The sequence below is a fragment of the Sphingomonas sp. LC-1 genome (genome assembly GCF_025371035.1).
GTDB classification, from domain to species: domain Bacteria; phylum Pseudomonadota; class Alphaproteobacteria; order Sphingomonadales; family Sphingomonadaceae; genus Sphingomonas; species Sphingomonas sanguinis_E.
Genome location: NZ_JANZXB010000001.1, coordinates 399,651 through 417,203, shown reverse-complemented (window position 1 = coordinate 417,203; position 17,553 = coordinate 399,651). Strand labels below are relative to the sequence as shown.

Annotated in this window: 14 protein-coding genes; 9 read left to right on the top strand and 5 right to left on the bottom strand. The window is 68.0% G+C overall.

The features are described from left to right. Positions 1 to 23: 23 nt before the first annotated feature. The 4 genes from NZL82_RS01970 to NZL82_RS01955 all read right to left on the bottom strand — a co-directional run bounded on the left by NZL82_RS01970 (position 24) and on the right by NZL82_RS01955 (position 2,875). Complete coding sequence (locus NZL82_RS01970; protein ID WP_261268096.1) at positions 24 to 479, bottom strand: hypothetical protein; 456 nt, start codon at positions 477 to 479, stop codon at positions 24 to 26. A gap of 59 nt (positions 480 to 538) precedes the next feature. After that, entirely contained in the window at positions 539 to 1,975 is a 1,437-nt protein-coding gene (locus tag NZL82_RS01965; protein ID WP_261268095.1) for an AMP nucleosidase, read from the bottom strand. A gap of 101 nt (positions 1,976 to 2,076) precedes the next feature. Beyond that, positions 2,077 to 2,295 carry a hypothetical protein gene (locus tag NZL82_RS01960; protein WP_261268094.1) on the bottom strand — a complete coding sequence of 73 codons (219 nt, stop codon included), beginning with the start codon at positions 2,293 to 2,295 and terminating at the stop codon, positions 2,077 to 2,079. 100 nt (positions 2,296 to 2,395) lie between these two features. Then, positions 2,396 to 2,875 (bottom strand): peroxiredoxin, encoded by a 480-nt coding sequence (locus tag NZL82_RS01955; RefSeq protein WP_261268093.1) that lies wholly within the window; start codon positions 2,873 to 2,875, stop codon positions 2,396 to 2,398. A gap of 122 nt (positions 2,876 to 2,997) precedes the next feature. Here NZL82_RS01955 and NZL82_RS01950 point away from each other — a divergent pair, with 122 nt between their 5' ends. From NZL82_RS01950 to trxA, 9 genes are all read left to right on the top strand, one after another. After that, a complete protein-coding gene (locus NZL82_RS01950; RefSeq protein ID WP_261268092.1) occupies positions 2,998 to 3,561 on the top strand; it encodes a YqgE/AlgH family protein in 564 nt (187 codons plus the stop codon). Between the two features lie 127 nt (positions 3,562 to 3,688). Further along, the gene (ahcY, locus tag NZL82_RS01945; RefSeq protein WP_261268091.1) at positions 3,689 to 5,107 is read left to right on the top strand and encodes an adenosylhomocysteinase; all 1,419 of its coding nucleotides are present in this window, start codon (positions 3,689 to 3,691) and stop codon (positions 5,105 to 5,107) included. Between the two features lie 162 nt (positions 5,108 to 5,269). After that, a complete protein-coding gene (locus tag NZL82_RS01940; RefSeq protein ID WP_261268090.1) occupies positions 5,270 to 7,660 on the top strand; it encodes a PAS domain-containing sensor histidine kinase in 2,391 nt (796 codons plus the stop codon). Further along, positions 7,657 to 8,103 carry a tRNA (adenosine(37)-N6)-threonylcarbamoyltransferase complex ATPase subunit type 1 TsaE gene (gene tsaE, locus NZL82_RS01935; RefSeq protein WP_261268089.1) on the top strand — a complete coding sequence of 149 codons (447 nt, stop codon included), beginning with the start codon at positions 7,657 to 7,659 and terminating at the stop codon, positions 8,101 to 8,103. The genes NZL82_RS01940 and tsaE overlap by 4 nt, the downstream gene beginning before the upstream one ends. Continuing rightward, positions 8,100 to 9,083 (top strand): aminoglycoside phosphotransferase family protein, encoded by a 984-nt coding sequence (locus tag NZL82_RS01930; RefSeq protein ID WP_261268231.1) that lies wholly within the window; start codon positions 8,100 to 8,102, stop codon positions 9,081 to 9,083. The genes tsaE and NZL82_RS01930 overlap by 4 nt, the downstream gene beginning before the upstream one ends. Then, entirely contained in the window at positions 9,080 to 9,835 is a 756-nt protein-coding gene (locus NZL82_RS01925; protein ID WP_261268088.1) for a nucleotidyltransferase family protein, read from the top strand. Before NZL82_RS01930 ends, NZL82_RS01925 begins: the two co-directional genes overlap by 4 nt. After that, positions 9,828 to 12,782 carry a PD-(D/E)XK nuclease family protein gene (locus NZL82_RS01920; protein ID WP_261268087.1) on the top strand — a complete coding sequence of 985 codons (2,955 nt, stop codon included), beginning with the start codon at positions 9,828 to 9,830 and terminating at the stop codon, positions 12,780 to 12,782. The genes NZL82_RS01925 and NZL82_RS01920 overlap by 8 nt, the downstream gene beginning before the upstream one ends. 138 nt (positions 12,783 to 12,920) lie before the next feature. Beyond that, positions 12,921 to 16,379: a double-strand break repair helicase AddA gene (gene addA, locus NZL82_RS01915; protein ID WP_261268086.1), complete on the top strand. Its 3,459-nt coding sequence runs from the start codon at positions 12,921 to 12,923 to the stop codon at positions 16,377 to 16,379. 51 nt (positions 16,380 to 16,430) lie between these two features. Next, positions 16,431 to 16,751 (top strand): thioredoxin, encoded by a 321-nt coding sequence (trxA, locus tag NZL82_RS01910; protein WP_261268085.1) that lies wholly within the window; start codon positions 16,431 to 16,433, stop codon positions 16,749 to 16,751. A gap of 396 nt (positions 16,752 to 17,147) precedes the next feature. On the opposite strand, the gene NZL82_RS01905 is transcribed toward trxA, so the two are convergent. Next, complete coding sequence (locus NZL82_RS01905) at positions 17,148 to 17,420, bottom strand: helix-turn-helix domain-containing protein (RefSeq protein WP_261268084.1); 273 nt, start codon at positions 17,418 to 17,420, stop codon at positions 17,148 to 17,150. Positions 17,421 to 17,553 lie beyond the last annotated feature (133 nt).

The following is a 17,553-nucleotide window of genomic DNA, read 5'->3' as shown; positions in this document are numbered from 1 at the left end:
TCAGGCTGAACGGAGGTCGGGAATCAGTCCTTCTTGCTGTCCTCGGCTTTGCTCTCGTCCCGCTTCGGCGTACTTCCCCGCAGCGACAGCAGCGCCGCCGTCAGCCCGGCGGCGGCCGCCAAGCTCCCCAAGATCGACGCCACACCCCATTTGCCGCCCACCCGGTCTAGCCCATGCTTGCCCAGCACGGGCGCAGGCGCGGGCGTGATCGCGGCGGGCTTGCGCGGTGGCGATTTGCACGGGGTGGTGCGCTTGGTCGATCGCGGCTTGGGTGGTGCCTTGGGCTTCGGCGCGGGCTTGGGGGGCTCGACCGCCGCATTCTCCACCGGGGCGGCGTCGATCGCCTCGACCGGTTTTCCCTCCAGCGGTTCGACCGGCTTGGGCACCGGACGCTTGCGCGGCGCAGCGGTGCCAGCCGTCTTGGGCGTGGCGCGGCGGCGGGGCGGGCGCGGCTTTTTGGTGTCCGGTGTATCGGCCATCGACATTCCCCCTGTTTCGGTCCGTGTCCGTAACGCTCTCGACCCCCGCCGGTTGCCGATCAGCGGAAGGGCGGTTCGTTGAACGCGCGCAGCTTGCGGCTGTGCAGCTTGTCGCCCTCGCGGCGTAGCTGCTCGCAGGTCTCGATGCCGATCCGCATATGTTCGCTGATCGCCCGTTCATAGAAGCGATTGGCCTGGCCGGGCAGCTTTAACTCGCCGTGCAGCGGCTTGTCCGACACGCAGAGCAGCGTTCCATACGGCACGCGGAAGCGATAGCCCTGCGCCGCGATGGTGGCGGACTCCATGTCGATCCCGACCGCGCGGCTGAGCGAAAAGCGCAGCGCCGAGGCGGAGTAGCGCAACTCCCAATTGCGGTCGTCGGTGGTGACGATCGTGCCTGTGCGCAGGCGACGCCGCAATTCATCACCCGACTGGCCGGAGACGATCTCGGCGGCCTTGGCGAGCGCGACCTGGACTTCGGCGATGGCGGGGACCGGAATCTCGGGGGGCAGTACATCGTCGAGCACATGGTCGTCACGCAGATAGGCATGCGCCAGCACATAGTCGCCGATCCGCTGGCTGGGGCGAAGCCCGCCGCAATGGCCGATCATCAGCCACGCCTCGGGCCGCATCACCGCCAGGTGATCGCAGATCGTCTTGGCGTTCGACGGACCGACACCGATATTGACCAGCGTGATGCCGGTGCCGTCTTTGGCGACCAGGTGATAGGCGGGCATCTGGTGCCGCCGCCATGCGCTGTCGGTGACGATCTTGTCGACATCCTCCGGCCGCTCGATCACGATCCCGCCCGCACCCGACAGGGCGGTGAAGCGCGAACCCTCGCCAAGCTGCGACGCGCCCCAGCGGACGAACTCGTCGACATAGCGGTGGTAATTGGTGAACAGCACATAGCGCTGGCAATGCTCGGGCGGGGTGCCGGTATAATGGCGCAGCCGGGCGAGCGAGAAGTCGGTCCGCAACCCGTCGAACAACGCCAGCGGGCGATTGCCGTCGGCGGTCATCCACAGTCCGTCGGCGATCTCGTCGCCGATATGGGCCAGTTCGGTCGCGGGGAAGAAGCGCGCCAGCTCCGCCGCCGACACCGTGTCCAGGCTCAGAGCGTGGCCAGGGTCGAGGACATAGGGAAAGGGGATTTCCTGCCGCCCCGGTACGGCCTCGACCGTGACGTCGTAATCCTCCATCAGCAGGCTTAGCTGCTCGACCAGATAGTCCTTGAACAGCGCGGGCTTGGTCACGCTGATCCGATAGTCGCCCGTCGACACCAGCCGCCCGAAGGACCGCATCGGCGTCGGACGCCCACCGGCACCGCGATAGATAAGTCGGATTTCGGGATAGGCGAAACAGCCTTGCGCGCGCGCTTCCAGCGTCGGCGCGGTGCCATTCCGCAGATAAAGGGTGAGGGCCTCCTTCAGCCGGGTGACAGAGGCGGTGTAGAGGCGGTCGAGTTCTTCGACGATCTTGGCGGCTTGAGTCATCGTCCAGAGCTAAGCCGTGTTTCGGGCTCTGGCAAGCCGGGGTTGAAGGGACCTGACGGCGTGGACGAGTCCGGTTCGTCCACGCCGTCGGTCGTGGGCGATCAGGCGCCCTGTGCGGAGTTCTCGTCGTCCGAGGTGCCGCGCAGCTTGGCCGCACCAAACGCGGCACCGGCGACCGCCGCGGCGACACCGGCGGCGATTCCGGCCGCCGCATAGGGGTGACCCTTCACCGTCTCACCGGCCGCCTTGGCCGCGCCCTGCGCCTTTTCGGCAAAGCTTTTGGCCGCGTCCTGCTTTTCGGGGGGGACATAGGTGGTCATGACCGAGGTTCCTCTCTTCATGCTGGTCTATGCAGGGGAAAACGCGTCGAGCGTCGGGACTGTTCCGCCAGCGATCCGGTTCCCCGCGCGGTTCGCCGGATCAGATTGCGGACAACAGATGCTCGGCGGAGCTCACCTTGAACTCGCCCGGCGCTTCGACGAACAGCTGTTCGACCACGCCGTCATCGACCAGCATCGTGTAGCGCTGGCTGCGCACGCCCATGCCGAACTTCGTGCCGTCCAGCGTCAGGCCGATCGCCTTGGCGAAGTCGGCATTGCCGTCCGCCAGCATGGTGATCGCATCGGACGAATGGACCTGGCCCCAAGCCTTCATCACGAACACGTCGTTGACGGCGGTGCAGGCGATCTCGTCCACGCCCTTGGCCTTCACGGCATCGGCGTGCGAGACGAAGCCGGGCAGATGCTGGGCCGAACAGGTGGGGGTGAAGGCACCCGGCACCGCGAACAGCACGACGCGCCTGCCCGCGAAGAAATCGGTCGTCGTGACCTGCTCGGGTCCCTCGGTCGTCACCTTGACCAGCGTGGTGGTGGGGAGGCGGTCTCCGACCTTGATCGTCATCATCCAGATCCTAAAGGCAAGCGGCCCGGCACCGTGCCGGGCATCGGCCTGGCCCTCATGCGACCGAAGCGCCGCTGATTTCAAGCATGGCGAGGCGGAGCGGTGATCCCTATAGTCGGGGTGTGCATCAACTGACCTTTCTATCCGGCCAATTCCTGCTCGCCCTTCCAGGCATGGCCGATCGTCGCTTCGACCATGCCGTCATCGCCATGTGCGCGCATGACGAGGGCGGGGCGCTGGGCATCGGCCTGGGTGCGACGATCGAGGGTATCGGCTTCCACGCGCTGCTCGACCAGTTCGAGATACCGCATGGCGACGCGCCCGACGCGCCGGTCCATTTCGGCGGGCCGGTCGAGCCCCGGCGGGGCTTCGTACTCCACTCGCAGGACTGGGAGGGGCAGGACAGCGTCGATGTCGGCGGTCGCTGGATCCTGTCGAGCACGGTCGACGTGTTGCGCGCTATCGCCGAAGGGCGGGGTCCGGCGCAATGGGTGGTGGCGCTCGGCTATGCGGGATGGGATGCGGGGCAACTGGAAGAGGAACTGCGCGAGCCCGGTTGCTGGTTCAGCGTCGCCGGCGATCCGAAGATCCTCTACGATGCAACCGCCCCGGATCGGTGGCAGGCGGCGTTCGGCTCGGCGGGGATCGACCCGCGCCTGCTGGTCACCGGCGGCGGCACCGCCTGATCGACGCGCAAGCATATAAAGATATCTTTATATTTGATCCGTAGGGCGAAGGCCGCTAAGGCGGGCGCCGTGCCGATCGGCGTGCGCGCCACGTCTTGGTCGGCCCCATTTTGCACGGAGTTTCGTCGTGTCCACGACTGCCGCCACCAAGAACGATTATGTCATCAAGGACATCAGCCTGGCTGATTTCGGTCGCGCCGAGATCAAGATCGCCGAGACCGAGATGCCCGGCCTGATGGCCCTGCGCGACGAGTTCGGCGCTGCTCAGCCGCTCAAGGGCGCGCGCATCACCGGCTCGCTGCACATGACGATCCAGACCGCCGTGCTGATCGAGACGCTGACCGGGCTGGGCGCCGATGTGCGCTGGGCGACCTGCAACATCTTCTCGACCCAGGACCATGCCGCCGCCGCGATCGCCGCTGCGGGCATCCCCGTCTTCGCCGTGAAGGGCGAGACGCTGGCCGAATATTGGGACTATGTCGGCGACATCTTCGACTGGGACAAGAATGGTGACGGCACCACAGCCAACATCATCCTGGACGATGGCGGCGACGCGACCATGTTCGCGCTGTGGGGCGCCAAGCTGGAAGCCGGCCAGACCTTCGGCGAGCCGGAGAATGAGGAAGAGGTCGAGTTCCAGCGTTCGGTCAAGGCGTTCATCGCCAAGAAGCCGGGCTATCTGACCCAGACCGTCAAGAACCTGAAGGGCGTGTCGGAAGAGACCACGACCGGCGTTCATCGCCTGTACGAGATCGCGAAGAAGGGCGAGCTGCCTTTCCCCGCGATCAACGTCAACGACTCGGTCACCAAGTCGAAGTTCGACAACCTCTATGGCTGCAAGGAATCGCTGGTCGACGCGATCCGTCGCGCCACCGACGTCATGCTGGCGGGCAAGGTCGCCGCGGTCGCCGGTTTCGGCGACGTGGGCAAGGGCTCGGCCCAATCGCTCCGCAATGGCGGCGCGCGCGTGCTCGTGACCGAAATCGACCCGATCTGCGCGCTGCAGGCGGCGATGGAGGGCTTCGAGGTCGTGACCATGGATGAGGCGGTGAAGCGTGCCGACATCTTCGTGACCGCCACCGGCAACGCCGACGTCATCACCGCCGATCACATGAAGGCGATGAAGCCCATGTCGATCGTCTGCAACATCGGCCACTTCGACAGCGAGATCCAGATCGCGGCGCTGTCGAACTACAAGTGGACCGAAGTGAAGCCCGGCACCGACCTGGTCGAGTTCCCGGACGGCAAGCAGATCATCGTGCTGGCCAAGGGCCGCCTGGTGAACCTGGGTTGCGCGACCGGCCACCCGTCCTTCGTGATGTCGGCCTCGTTCACCAACCAGACGCTCGCCCAGATCGAGCTGTGGACCAAGGGCGAAGACTACAAGAACGAAGTCTATGTCCTGCCCAAGCACCTCGATGAGAAGGTCGCCGCGCTCCACCTCGAAAAGCTGGGCGTCCAGCTGTCGAAGCTGTCGGAGAAGCAGGCCGCCTATATCGGCGTGCCGGTCGAGGGCCCGTTCAAGCCGGATCATTATCGCTATTGATCCGACCATCGGGTTTCGATCCGACGGAAAGACAAAGGGGGTCGTCCGAACGGGCGGCCCCTTTTTCATGTGCCGTCCCGCCGAGCCGTTGTTCGATATGGCGTATCGTGTGCCGATCGGGCTAGATGGATCGATGCAGCGTTCAGGCCCGGCCCTTTTCGGATGATCACGATCGGTAGCGTCGAGGCAGCGCTGTTGGGCGCGGGGGCGTGCGCGATGATCGTCGTCGGCATGATCCTGTTGTTCCTGGGTATTCGTGCGCGGGCCGAGGCGTCGGCAGTGCGGCTGGAACGCGATCGGCTCGATGCCCTGCTGCGCGCGGGGCCTGCCCAGGCGATGCTGATCCGCAGTGACGGGCGGATCGAAATGCCCCGGCGGTTGGCCGACTGGCTTGGGCTGGCCGAAGTCGCGCGCTTCCTGGAGGAACTGGCCTCCGACGATAGCGGACTGTCGGCGGATGATGCCGCGTCGCTGGCCGCCGATCTGAACGCCGCGCAGAAGACCGGCCGCCGCTTCCGCCGGATCGTCCGGCCACAGCAATCGGAACGGACCCTGTTGTTCGACGGCGCGCGTGCGCCGGGGGATCAGGGTGCGGCGGGCGCGGTCGTCATCTGGGTCTTCGACATGACCGAGGCGCAGGACCAGATCGTCCGTCTGGATGCCGAGGCCAAGCGGCTGGGCGATGCGTTCCAGGCGCTGACCGGGCTGATCGAGGCCGCGCCCCTGCCCATGTGGTATCGCGGCCCCGACCTACGCCTTGCGATGGTCAACACCGCCTATGTCGATGCGGTGGAGGGACGCGATGCCGCCGATGTGGTCGGGCGCGGGCTGGAACTGGTCGAGGGTTCGGGGCGCGGTGGTCCGCTGGCGGGGGCGGCGGCGGCGCGCGACCAGGGGCGGCCGCACGAGCAGGTGCTGCCCGCCACCATCGACGGCGCGCGCCGGGCCCTGCGCATCTTCGACGTCCCATTGCCGACAGGGGGCATTGCGGGTTTCGCGGTCGATATCGAGGATCTGGAACAGTCGCGTGCCGGGGCCAAGCGCTTCGCCGAGGCGCAGCGCGCGATGCTCGACCGGCTATCGGCGGCGGTGGCGCATTTCGGGCCCGATCGGGGCCTCGTATTCTGCAATCAGCCCTTTCGCCGCATGTTCGCGATGAAGGCGGAATGGCTGGCCGATCACCCCGAATTCGACCGTGTCCTGGAGCGGATGCGCGAGGCCAATCGCAGCCCCGAGGTCCGCGACTTTCCCGGATGGAAGGCCGAGCGGGTCGGCTGGTTCCGCCAGGCGAGCGGCGGTATCGAGGAGCAATGGCATCTGCCCGGCGGCACCCATCTGCGCGTCGTGGCGCAGCCCTTGCCCGATGGCGGGTTGCTGCTGATCTTCGAGGACCGGACCGAGGAGGTGCAACTCGCCTCCGCGCGCGACACGCTGCTGCGGGTGCGGACCGCGACCTTCGACAATCTGTTCGAGGCGCTGGGCGTGTTCGCCGCCGATGGCCGGTTGCAATTGTGGAACAACCGCTTCCGCGCACTCTGGGGGCTGGAGGAGGATTTCCTGACCAGCCATCCGCGCGTCGATGCCTTTGCCGAGCGCGTGGCCGAGCGGCTGGCGACGCCGGGCCGTTCCGGGCTGATCGTCGATCTGGTTCGGTCCGCGACGATCGAGCGGCAACAGCGCGGCGGGCGCGTCGCCTTTGCCGATGGACGGCATTTCGAATTCGCGGGCGTGCCGCTGCCCGATGGCAATGCGCTGTTCACCCTGCTCGACATCACCGACAGCCGCCGCGCCGAACAGGCTTTGCGCGACCGCGCCGACGCGCTGGAGGCGGCGGACAAGGTCAAGACCGCCTTCGTCGCCAATATGAGCTATGAGCTGCGCACCCCGCTGACCTCGATCAGCGGCTTTGCCGAGATGCTGCATGGCGGGTTCGCGGGAGCGCTGCCCGAGACGGCGACGACCTATGTCGAGGCGATCCTGGAATCGACCGAACGGTTGGGCCTGCTGGTCGACGATGTGCTCGATCTGACCCGGACCCATGCGGATGCGGAGATCGCGCGCGAGGATGTCGAACTGGCCCGCGTCGCACGCGCGGCGGCGGACACGATCCGGCCGCTGGTGGGGCGACGCAAGCTGGACTTCGCGGTTGAGATCCAACGTTCGCTGGGCCGCATCACCGGCGACCGGCGGCGGTTGCAGGAGACGATCGAGCATCTGCTGCGCCATGCGGTCGAGCATACGCCGGAGGGCGGGCGCATCCTGCTGCACGCCGATGGCGACTCCGCCCGCGCACGGATCGTGGTGTCGGATGACGGGCAGGGCATGGACGAACAGGCGGTCGCCCGTGCCTTTGACCGCTTCGCCGAACCGGGGATCAAGGCGACGGGCGAGCGCGCGCTGGGCCTCGGCCTGCCGCTCGCCAAGCAGTTCGTCGAGGCGCATGGCGGTTCGATCAGCCTGTTGTCCGAGCCGGGCGAGGGAACGTTGGTGACGGTCGAACTGCCCCGACGCGTGGCGGAAAAGGATCGAACGACGGGAGAGGACAGGGCATGACGATCCGGCTGGCCGATGCCGCCGCCACCGAGGAATTCGGGCGGCGGCTGGCGGCGCATATCCGCCCCGGCGATGTGGTGACGCTGACCGGCACGCTGGGCGCGGGCAAGACGAGCCTCGCGCGCGGTCTGCTCGCCGCGCTCGGCCTGCCGGGCGAAGCGCCGAGCCCCAGCTTTGCCATCGTCCAACCCTATGCCCCGCCCGAAACGGCGATCCCGATCCTCCATGTCGATCTCTATCGTCTCGACGGGCCGGAGCAGATGGAGGAGCTGGGGCTGGACGAGGCCTTGTGGGACTCCGCGCTGATCGTCGAATGGCCCGACCGGGCGGGGCCCGATGCGTGGCCCCAGGCGCTCGCCCTGACGCTGGAAATCGATCCGGCGGGCGGTCGTGTCTTGACAGCGAAGCTGCCCTTGGGCTGGGAAGCGCGATGGCCGATATGACCCCGCCGGCGGATGCCGCCGCCTTTCTGACGACACTGGGATGGGGAGGGGCGGACATCGCGCCGCTTGCCGGTGATGCCTCGTTCCGCCGCTATTTTCGCGTGACCCTCGAGGGGCGCAGCGCGGTGTTGATGGACGCGCCGCCCCCGCATGAGGACCCGCGCCCGTTCATCGCGGTCGCGCGCTGGCTGGTCGGTCGCGGTTTCGCCGCGCCCGCCATATTGGGTGCGGACGAGGCGCGCGGGCTGGTCCTGATCGAGGATTTCGGCGACGACCGGATGCGCGAGGCGATCGAGCATGATCCCGATGCGGCGGTGTCGCTCTATAGTGACGCGGTCGATCTGCTCGCGCGGTTGCGCGGCCACGCGCCCGAGGGGCTGGCCCCCTATGACGCCGCCGTCCTTCACCGCGAGGCCGGGCTGTTCACCGAATGGTATGCCCCCGCACTCGGACTGGACGTGGATGTCGAGGGGTATCGCGCGGCGTGGGACCGCGTCTTCGCCCATGCCATCGCCGACAATCCGGTCACCGTACTGCGCGACTATCATGTCGAGAATCTGATGCTGGTCGGGCCGATGCGGACCCTGGGCCTGCTCGACTTTCAGGATGCGCTGGCCGGCCATTCCGCCTATGACCTGGTCTCGCTGCTCCAGGATGCGCGGCGCGACGTGGAGCCGTCGATCGAGCAGGCGATGCTGGAGCGCTATCTGGCGGCGACGGGCGAGGGCGATGCGTTTCTGCGCGCCTATCATGTGCTGGGCGCACAGCGGAACGCCAAGATTCTGGGCATCTTCACGCGCCTGTGGAAGCGTGACGGCAAGCCGCGTTATGCGGGCCTTTGCCCGCGCGTATGGGCCTATCTGGAGCGTGATCTGTCGCAGTCGGTGCTCGAGCCGGTCGCAGCCTGGTTCGACGACAATATCCCACCCGAATTGCGCGGCGATCCGCAGCGTCTGGCAACGCAGGGAAGCGTGGCATGACCCGGCAACTCTCGATCCGCCCCATGCCCCATGGCCGGGTGCCGCGCACCGCGATGGTGATGGCCGCGGGCATCGGCAAACGGATGCGCCCGCTGACCGCGACGCGGCCCAAGCCGCTGGTGTCGGTGGCGGGCAAGCCGCTGATCGATCACGTCTTCGACCGGCTGATCGCGGCCGGAATCGAGCGGGCGGTGGTCAATGTCCATTACCTGGCCGACCAGTTGGAGGCGCATCTGCGCGACCGCTTTCCGGAGATCGAGATCATCATCTCCGACGAGCGCGATCGGCTGCTGGAAACCGGCGGCGGGCTGGTCAAGGCGCGGCCATTGCTGGGCGACGATCCCATCCTGGTCGTCAACAGCGACAATCTCTGGATCGACGGTCCGGTCGATGCCATCCGCCTGCTCGCCTCCCGCTGGGATGAGGCTCGGATGGACGCGCTGTTGCTGATGGTGCCATTGGCGCGCGCGCATAATCATCAGGGGCAGGGGGATTTCTATCTCGGCCCCGATGGCCGGATCACCGGGCGGCGGGCGCGTCACCGGGTGGCGCCCTTTTCCTATACGGGCATTCAGATCATGCATCCGCGTCTGATCGCGGACGCGCCCGAGGGGCCGTTTTCGACCAATATCTTCTGGAACCGCGCAATCGAGGCGGGGCGCGCCTATGGCCAGGTCCATCAGGGCCTGTGGTTCGATGTCGGCACGCCGCGCGCCATTCCGCAGACGGAGCTGATCCTCGGGGATGGTTGAGCCGCGCCGCCCCCGGCTGCACACCATTCCCGCGCATCGCGGCTTCGCCGATGCGCTGGTCGCCGGGCTGATGCGGCGCACGGGTGGCGATCCGCTGACACTGGCGCAGGGTATGATCCTGTTGCCGACCAATCGCGGTGTCCGCGCCGTGACGGAGGCGTTCGTGCGCGCGAGCGGCGGCGGCCTGATCCTGCCGCGCATGGTCGCGCTCGGCGACCCCGAACTGGGCGAGGCGGCAGGCTCGGCGCTCGATCCCGCCGATGCGGACGCGCCGCCACCGCCCGCCATTGCGCCATCGGCCAGGCGGATGATCCTGGCCCGGCTGGTCGAGCAGGAGCGTGCGCGGGCGGGGCAGCCGGTCACCGCGGCGGAGGCGGTGCGGCTGGCTGGCGATCTGGCGCGCACGCTGGACCAGATGCTGGTCGAGGAGGTCGATCCGGCCGAACTCGCCGCGCTCGACCTGGGCCCCGAACTGACCGAGCATTGGCAATCGGCGCTTGCGACCTTCTCGGTGGTGCTCGACCGGTGGCCGGGCGTGCTGGAACGGATGGGGCGGATCGATGCGGCGCGGCGGCGGACCTTGCTGCTCGACCGGATCGCCGCGCGCTGGCGAGAGGCGCAACCGGCGGGTTTCGTCTGCGCGGCGGGCGTGACCGATACCGCGCCGGCGGTGGCGCGGCTGCTGCGCTGCGTCTCGGAGATGCCGGGCGGATCGGTGGTGTTCGCGGGGCTTGATCTGACCATGCCCGGCGAGGAGTGGGACGCGCTCGGCCCGCATAAGCCCGATCCGGAGACGGGGCGGACCCGTCGCTCGATCGAGACGCATCCGCAGTTCGCGCTGAAGCTGCTGCTCGACCGGATGGGCGTCGGACGGGGCGAGGTGACGGTGTGGCGCGGTGGCGACGACTATGACGCCGGGCCGATACGCGGTCGGGCCATCGCCAATGCCATGGCGCCCGCCGATTTCACCGGCAAATGGACCGACCTGCCCGCCGAGGACCGGCGGCTGTCCGGCGTGTCGACCATCGAACTCGCCACGCCTGCCGAGGAAGCACAGGCGATCGCGCTGGCCCTGCGCGAAGCCGTCGAGGAGCCGGGTCGTACCGCGGCGCTGGTCACGCCCGACCGGGAACTGGCGCGCCGGGTGGCGGCGCATTGCCGGCGTTGGGGGATATTGATCGACGACACCGCGGGGCGGCCCTTGTCGATCCTGTTGCCGGGCACCTTCCTCCTCCAACTGGCGGAGGCGGCGGCCCAGCATTTCGCGCCGCTCCCCCTGCTGGCGTTGCTCAAGCATCCGCTGATCCATGGCAATATGGAGCGGGTCGAATGGCTGGACGGTGTGCGGGCGCTCGACCGGGCGCTGCGCGGGCCACGCCCCGCGCCGGGGCTGGACGGGATTGCCGCGCATGTGGCCGACAAGCCGACGGCGTCCGCCTTCTGGACCAAGGCCGCGCCGATGCTGGAGGCGGTAGGACGCACCTTCGGCGATGGGCCGCAGTCTTTGCGCGGCCTTCTGGCTTGTCTGCGAGAATGCGGCCAGGCGCTGTGCGGCGATGCGCTGTGGACCGGGCCAGCCGGGCGCGCGGCGGCGGAATTTCTGGCGGGCTATGAGGAGCAGGCCGATCACGGCCCCGCGCGCGTCGATCCGGCGGAACTGCCGGGCCTGTTGCGCAGCCTGTTCGATGAGATCGCCATCCGCGCCATCCCGCGCGAAGGCCAGCATCCGCGTCTCGCCATCTATGGTCCGATCGAGGCGCGTCTCCAGACCGCCGACCTGATGATCGCGGGCGGTCTGAACGAAGGCGTCTGGCCGGGCCGCCCCGCGCCCGATCCGTGGTTGGCCCCGCGTATCCGCTCGCTGCTGGGGCTGGTCGGGCTGGAGCAGCGTATCGGGATCGCCGCGCACGATCTGGCGCAGGCGATGGGCGCGCCGCGTGCGCTCCTGACCCGCGCCCGGCGGGATGGCAGCGGGCCGACGCTCGCCTCGCGCTTCTGGCTGCGGCTTCAGGCGATGGCGGGCGACCGGTTCGAGGCGCATCCAAGCCTGGCGCGCTGGGCGGAGAAACTCGACCGGCCGGAGGACTATAGGCCCGCCGACCGACCTGCGCCCAAGCCGCCCGCCGCGCTACGCCCCACCGCGATTTCGGTGACCGAGGTCGATCGGCTCAAGGCCGACCCTTATGCCTTCTACGCGCGCCGCGTGCTGCGCCTGTCGCCGCTCGATCCGGTCGATGCCGATCCCAGCGCGGCGTGGCGGGGCACCGCCGTCCATGACATTCTCGAAATGTGGTGGAAGGAGGATCGATGTGACGTGTCTGCCCTCCGCCCCCGCGCGCTGGCGATGCTGCGCGATCAGCGGACGCATCCGATGATGCGTGCACTGTGGCAGCCCCGGCTGATCGAGGCGATCGACTGGATCGCCGCAGAGGTCGCCGTCAAGGCCGGCGAGGGCCGCCATGTCCTGAGCGCGGAAGGCAAGGGCGAGGCCAAGCTGGCGGGCGTGACGCTGACCGGGCGGTTCGACCGAATCGACAAGGCTTCGGACGGTTCGCTGGTGGTGATCGACTATAAGACCGGCAAGCCGCCCTCGACCACGGCGGTACGCGAGGGGTTCAGCCTGCAACTCGGGCTGCTCGGCCTGATCGCCGAGCGCGGCGGGTTTGAGGGCGTGGCGGGCAAGGCGGGCGGCTTTGAATACTGGTCGCTGGGGCGTGGACGCGAGGGGCTGGGCTATATCGCCACGCCGGTCGATCCCGACGGCAAGCGTGAACGGATACGGACGGATGAGTTCGTATCGATCGCAGCGGCGAATTTCGCGGAGGCGGCGGGGCAATGGCTGACCGGCGATGCGCCGTTCACGGCAAAGCTGGTGCCGGAATATGCGCCCTATGCGGAATATGACCAACTGATGCGGCGGGATGAATGGTATGGCCGTGATCGGTAAATCCTTGGCTTCGGACGCGCGTGATGGCGTGGCCTTCGACCCCGCTCTGGCGGAACGGAGCGGGGGCTTGGTTCCTACCTCCGTTCACGCTGAGCGAAGTCGAAGCGCGTGGGACTCCCGCTGCCCGGAGCATGCTGCATGAGCGCGCGGCCCATGGCGAACCTGCCCCCGCTAAAGGGCGATCAGGCCGCTGCCAGCGACCCCGCCGCGCATGTCTGGCTGTCCGCCTCGGCGGGCACCGGCAAGACGCAGGTGCTGGCCGCGCGCGTGTTTCGTCTATTGCTGCGCGGCGTCGCGCCCGAGGCGATATTGTGCCTGACCTTCACCAAGGCAGGCGCGGCGGAAATGGCGCAGCGGATCAACGGCCGCCTCGCCGCCTGGGTGCGGATGCCCGAGACCGAGCTGTTCGCGGACCTGCGCGCGCTGGGCGAAACCGCGACGCCCGATTTGCGGGAGCGGGCGCGGACGCTGTTCGCGCGGGTGCTCGACGCGCCGGGCGGCGGGCTGCGCATCCAGACGATTCACGGCTTTTGCCAGGGGTTGCTTGCGGCGTTTCCAGTCGAGGCGGGGCTCGCCCCCGGCTTTCGTCCACTGGAGGCGCGCGAAGAGGCAGTGCTGGCGCGCGAGGCGCTGGCACGGATGCTGGAAACCGCGGAGCGCGAGGGCCGGGTCGGGCCGGTCGAAACGGTCGGCGCGCTGTCGCTGCGATTGGGTGAGGGCGGGGCGGAAAGCTTCCTTGCCGCTTGTGCCCGCTCGCCGGGGGCCTTGGAGGCGTTGCCCACCGGCATCCAACCCTGGCTTCGTCGCGCGCTGGGCCTGCCATCGGGCGACATTGACGAGGTGATTGCCGAGGGCGTCGACGAGATCGACGAGGATGCCGTCGCCCGTTTGGCAGGCGCGAACCGGGCCTGGGGTACCGCGACCGGTGAAAAGGCGGCGGCGGTGCTGGAGCGATGGCTGGGGAGCGACCGGGCCGGGCGCGTTGCCGGACTTGAGGAGCTGATGGGCACGGTCTTCACCGCCAAGGGGGAACCGCGCAAGGCATCGAAGAAGCTGACCGATGCCGATCCCGATTATGAGGATATGGCGCGCGAACTGGGCGAGGCGTGTCGCCATCTGCTGGGCCTGGCGGCGAGAGCGCGTCATGCCGACCTGCTGGCCGATGCGCTGGCCGTGGGGCGTGACTATGCACGGGCCTATACCCTGTCCAAGCGCGCGATCGGGGCGGTGGATTTCGACGATCTGATCCGCACGACCGTCGATCTTTTGGAGCGGCCGGGTATCGGCGAATGGGTCCGCTACAAGCTCGATCAGGTGACCGAGCATGTCCTGATCGACGAGGCGCAGGATACCAATGCGCATCAATGGCGAATCGTCCGCGCGCTGGCCGATGAGTTTTTCGTCGGGCGCGGGCTCTATGCGCCCTCGACCCGGACGCTGTTCACCGTCGGCGACCACAAACAGGCGATCTTCGGCTTTCAGGGCACCGATCCGATCAACTTTCAGGCGGCCGAACTCCATTTCTCGCGCCGGGCCGAGGAAGTGGCGGGCGATGACGAATGGCCGCAAGAGGAACGCGGCCTGCCGTTCAACCAATTGTCGCTGACCCACAGCTTCCGTTCCACAACCCCGATCCTGGAGTTCGTGGACGCCGCCATCGAGGCGCTTGGCGAACCCGGCATGGGGATGGCGTCCGAAGTCGAGCGTCACGCCAGCGAGGTGAAGGGCCCCGGCCGCGTCACGCTCTGGCCGCCGGTGGTGGCGGGCGGCAGCGACGAGGACGAGGAAGGCTGGATCGACGATGCGGTGCGCAAGGTCGCCACCGACATCGCGCGCGCCGTCCGCCGCTGGCTGGATGATGGCGTCATGCTGGAGAGCAAGGGCCGTCGCCTCGAGCCGCAGGACATCATGATCCTGGTCAAGCGGCGCGGCGACCTCGCCTCCCTGATCGTCGCGCGGCTTTATGCCGAGGGGGTGCCGGTGGCGGGTGTCGATCGGCTGCGGCTGAACGCGCCGCTGGCCGTGCAGGACCTGCTGGCGACGGTGCGCTTCGCGCTTCAGCCCGATGACGACCTGTCGCTCGCCTCGCTGCTCGTCTCGCCCCTGATCGGCTGGTCGCAGGATCAGTTGATGCAGGCGGGGCACCGCGAGCGGGGATCGCTCTGGGCGCATCTGACGCGGACACGGCCGGCCGAGGATCTGGCCCCGCTCCGCCAGATGCTGGCAAGGGCGGACGTCTCGACGCCATACCAGTTTCTGGAGGAATTGCTGTCGGGGCCGCTTGATGGCCGACGCAAGCTGATCCGGCGTCTGGGGACCGAAGCGCGCGATCCGATCGAGGAACTGCTCAACGCCGCGCTGACCTTCGAAAGTACGACGACGCCTTCGCTTCAGCGGTTCCTCGACTGGTTCGATCGCGGCGATGTGGAGATTGTGCGCGATCCGTCCGCGCCGCTCGACGCGGTGCGGGTGATGACGGCGCATGGTTCCAAGGGGTTGCAGGCGCCGCTGGTCATTTTGGCCGATGCGACCGCCGACCCGACGGCCAGCCCCCGTTCGATCCTGCGCTGGACGCCCGAACCCGGCGCACTGCCCATCCCGGTCTTCCCGCCGCGTGCCGAGGAGCGCGGCGGCCCGCTCGACGCGGTGGCGGCCGAGATCGCTGCGCGCGAACTGGCCGAGCATTGGCGCCTCTTCTATGTGGCTGCGACCCGCGCCGAAGAGCAGCTGGTCATCGCGGGTGCGCTCGGCAAGCGGGCCGCCGGGGTGCCGCCGATGCATAGCTGGTACGCGACCTGTTCCCGCGCGATGACCGCGCTGGGCGTGCCCGAGACCGAGCCGGGCGATGGGCAGCCCCGAACGTTTATCGGCACGGCGCCACAGCCACCCGTCACGCCGCGCCCCGGCGTCGTCGCCCTGTCCGGCGCTCGCGAGGAAACGGTGCTACCCGAATGGGTCCACCGGCCCGCCCCGCAGGAGTCGCGTCCGCCACGCCCGCTCGCCCCTTCGCAACTGGGCGAGGATATGGTCGCCGACCCGCCGCCCACCCCCGCGATGCGCGCGGCGGCGGAACGCGGGCGGCTGATCCATTGCCTGCTCGAACGCCTGCCCCCGGTCGCCCCCGATTTGCGACGTGGGGCTGCGGAGCGCTGGCTGATCCAGGCGGCGGGCGTCGAGGACGCGGCGTTGCGCGCCGATGTGACGGCGGCGGTCTTCGCCATTCTGGACGATCCGGCCTATGCGCCGCTGTTCGGGCCGGGCTCGCTGGCAGAGGCGCCGATCGCCGCGACACTGTCCAACGGGCTGGTCGTGTCCGGGCGAGTCGATCGCTTGCTGGTCGGCGCGGAGGAGATACGGCTGATCGACTATAAGACCGGGCGGCGCGCGCCGGGAGGCATCGACGACGTCCCGGTGTTCCACCTCGCCCAGATGGCGGGCTATGCAGCGGCGCTAGAGGTGATCTTTCCGGGGCGCCCGGTATCGGTCGCGCTGCTCTACACCGCCGGGCCGCGCCTCATCACGGTTCCCGACGCGATGCTCGCCGCACACAAGCCCGGCTATCGCGACGGGGAGCAAAGCTTGCCGTTCGGAGGTTGAGGGACCGGCGCGCCCATCCTAGATGGGATCCAATTCAAGGAGTAACGATAAATGGCAACCAAGCAGATCACCGACGCCAGCTTCGAAGCGGACGTCCTGAACTCCGACAAGCCGGTGCTGGTCGACTTTTGGGCCGAATGGTGCGGACCGTGCAAGATGATCGGCCCGTCGCTGGAAGAATTGTCCGAGGAATTGGGTGAGCAGGTGACGATCGCCAAGCTGAACATCGACGACAATCCCGACGCGCCTGGGCGTTATGGCGTGCGCGGCATTCCGACGATGATCCTGTTCAAGGGCGGGGCCGCCGCCGCGACAAAGGTCGGAGCCGAGCCCAAGGGCCGGATCAAGGCGTGGATCGAAGGCGCGCTATAAGATCGAAATCGCTGGGCATCCCCAACATTCACGGGGCAGGCCCGATCCCCTTTGCCAGGGGATTGCCTGAGGCCTCCTCACCATCCCGGCAAGGGCCGGAGTTGCGTTGGGGAGGCCTTGGCGTATTCGCCTCAATCGGTCCTTTTATCGGAACCATTTTGGCCTAATCTCTCCACGATCTCGAGGAAGCGGACCGGAAGCATGGTGGGGCTGTCCGCTTTGGCGGAGGGTGGCTGACCTCGACCGTCAGGACGCCCGATACAGCGGCCTTGGCCTGTCACGCCTCTGCGAAGGCTGCGATGGGCAGGAATGGCGACAGCTTCAGTCCTCTTCCGTCGATGCGGGAGGGGCCATTGATGCCAGTCCTTCTTATGAATGCGAGGCAGAGAGGCGGTTTTACGGGCCGGTCGGCCGGTTCCGTTCCGGACCCAATACTTCGCGTGAGAAGCGAGCGAATATTTCTACCGGGTCCTGCCCCAGCGCCCAGGCGATTTCGCAGAACTCCAGCATATCGACACGGCGTTCGCCCCGTTCGATGTGAGAGATCATCGGCTGCGGCCTCGAGAGGCGACGAGCGAGTTCGACTTGTGTCAGACCCGCCTCCTTGCGGATCGTCGCCATAAAGCTGGCCAGCTGCTTTCCCAGTGCATGGAAGACATATTTGTCCAAGAAAAAGCGGGCCTTGGCGTAAGCAACTGACCCACTTCCCTTATCGGGAAAATGCGTTTATACAATTTTTGTATATTTTGGATGGGGGCAATGGGGGATACAGGCGAGCGACGTGAGCTTCAGGGCCGGGCCC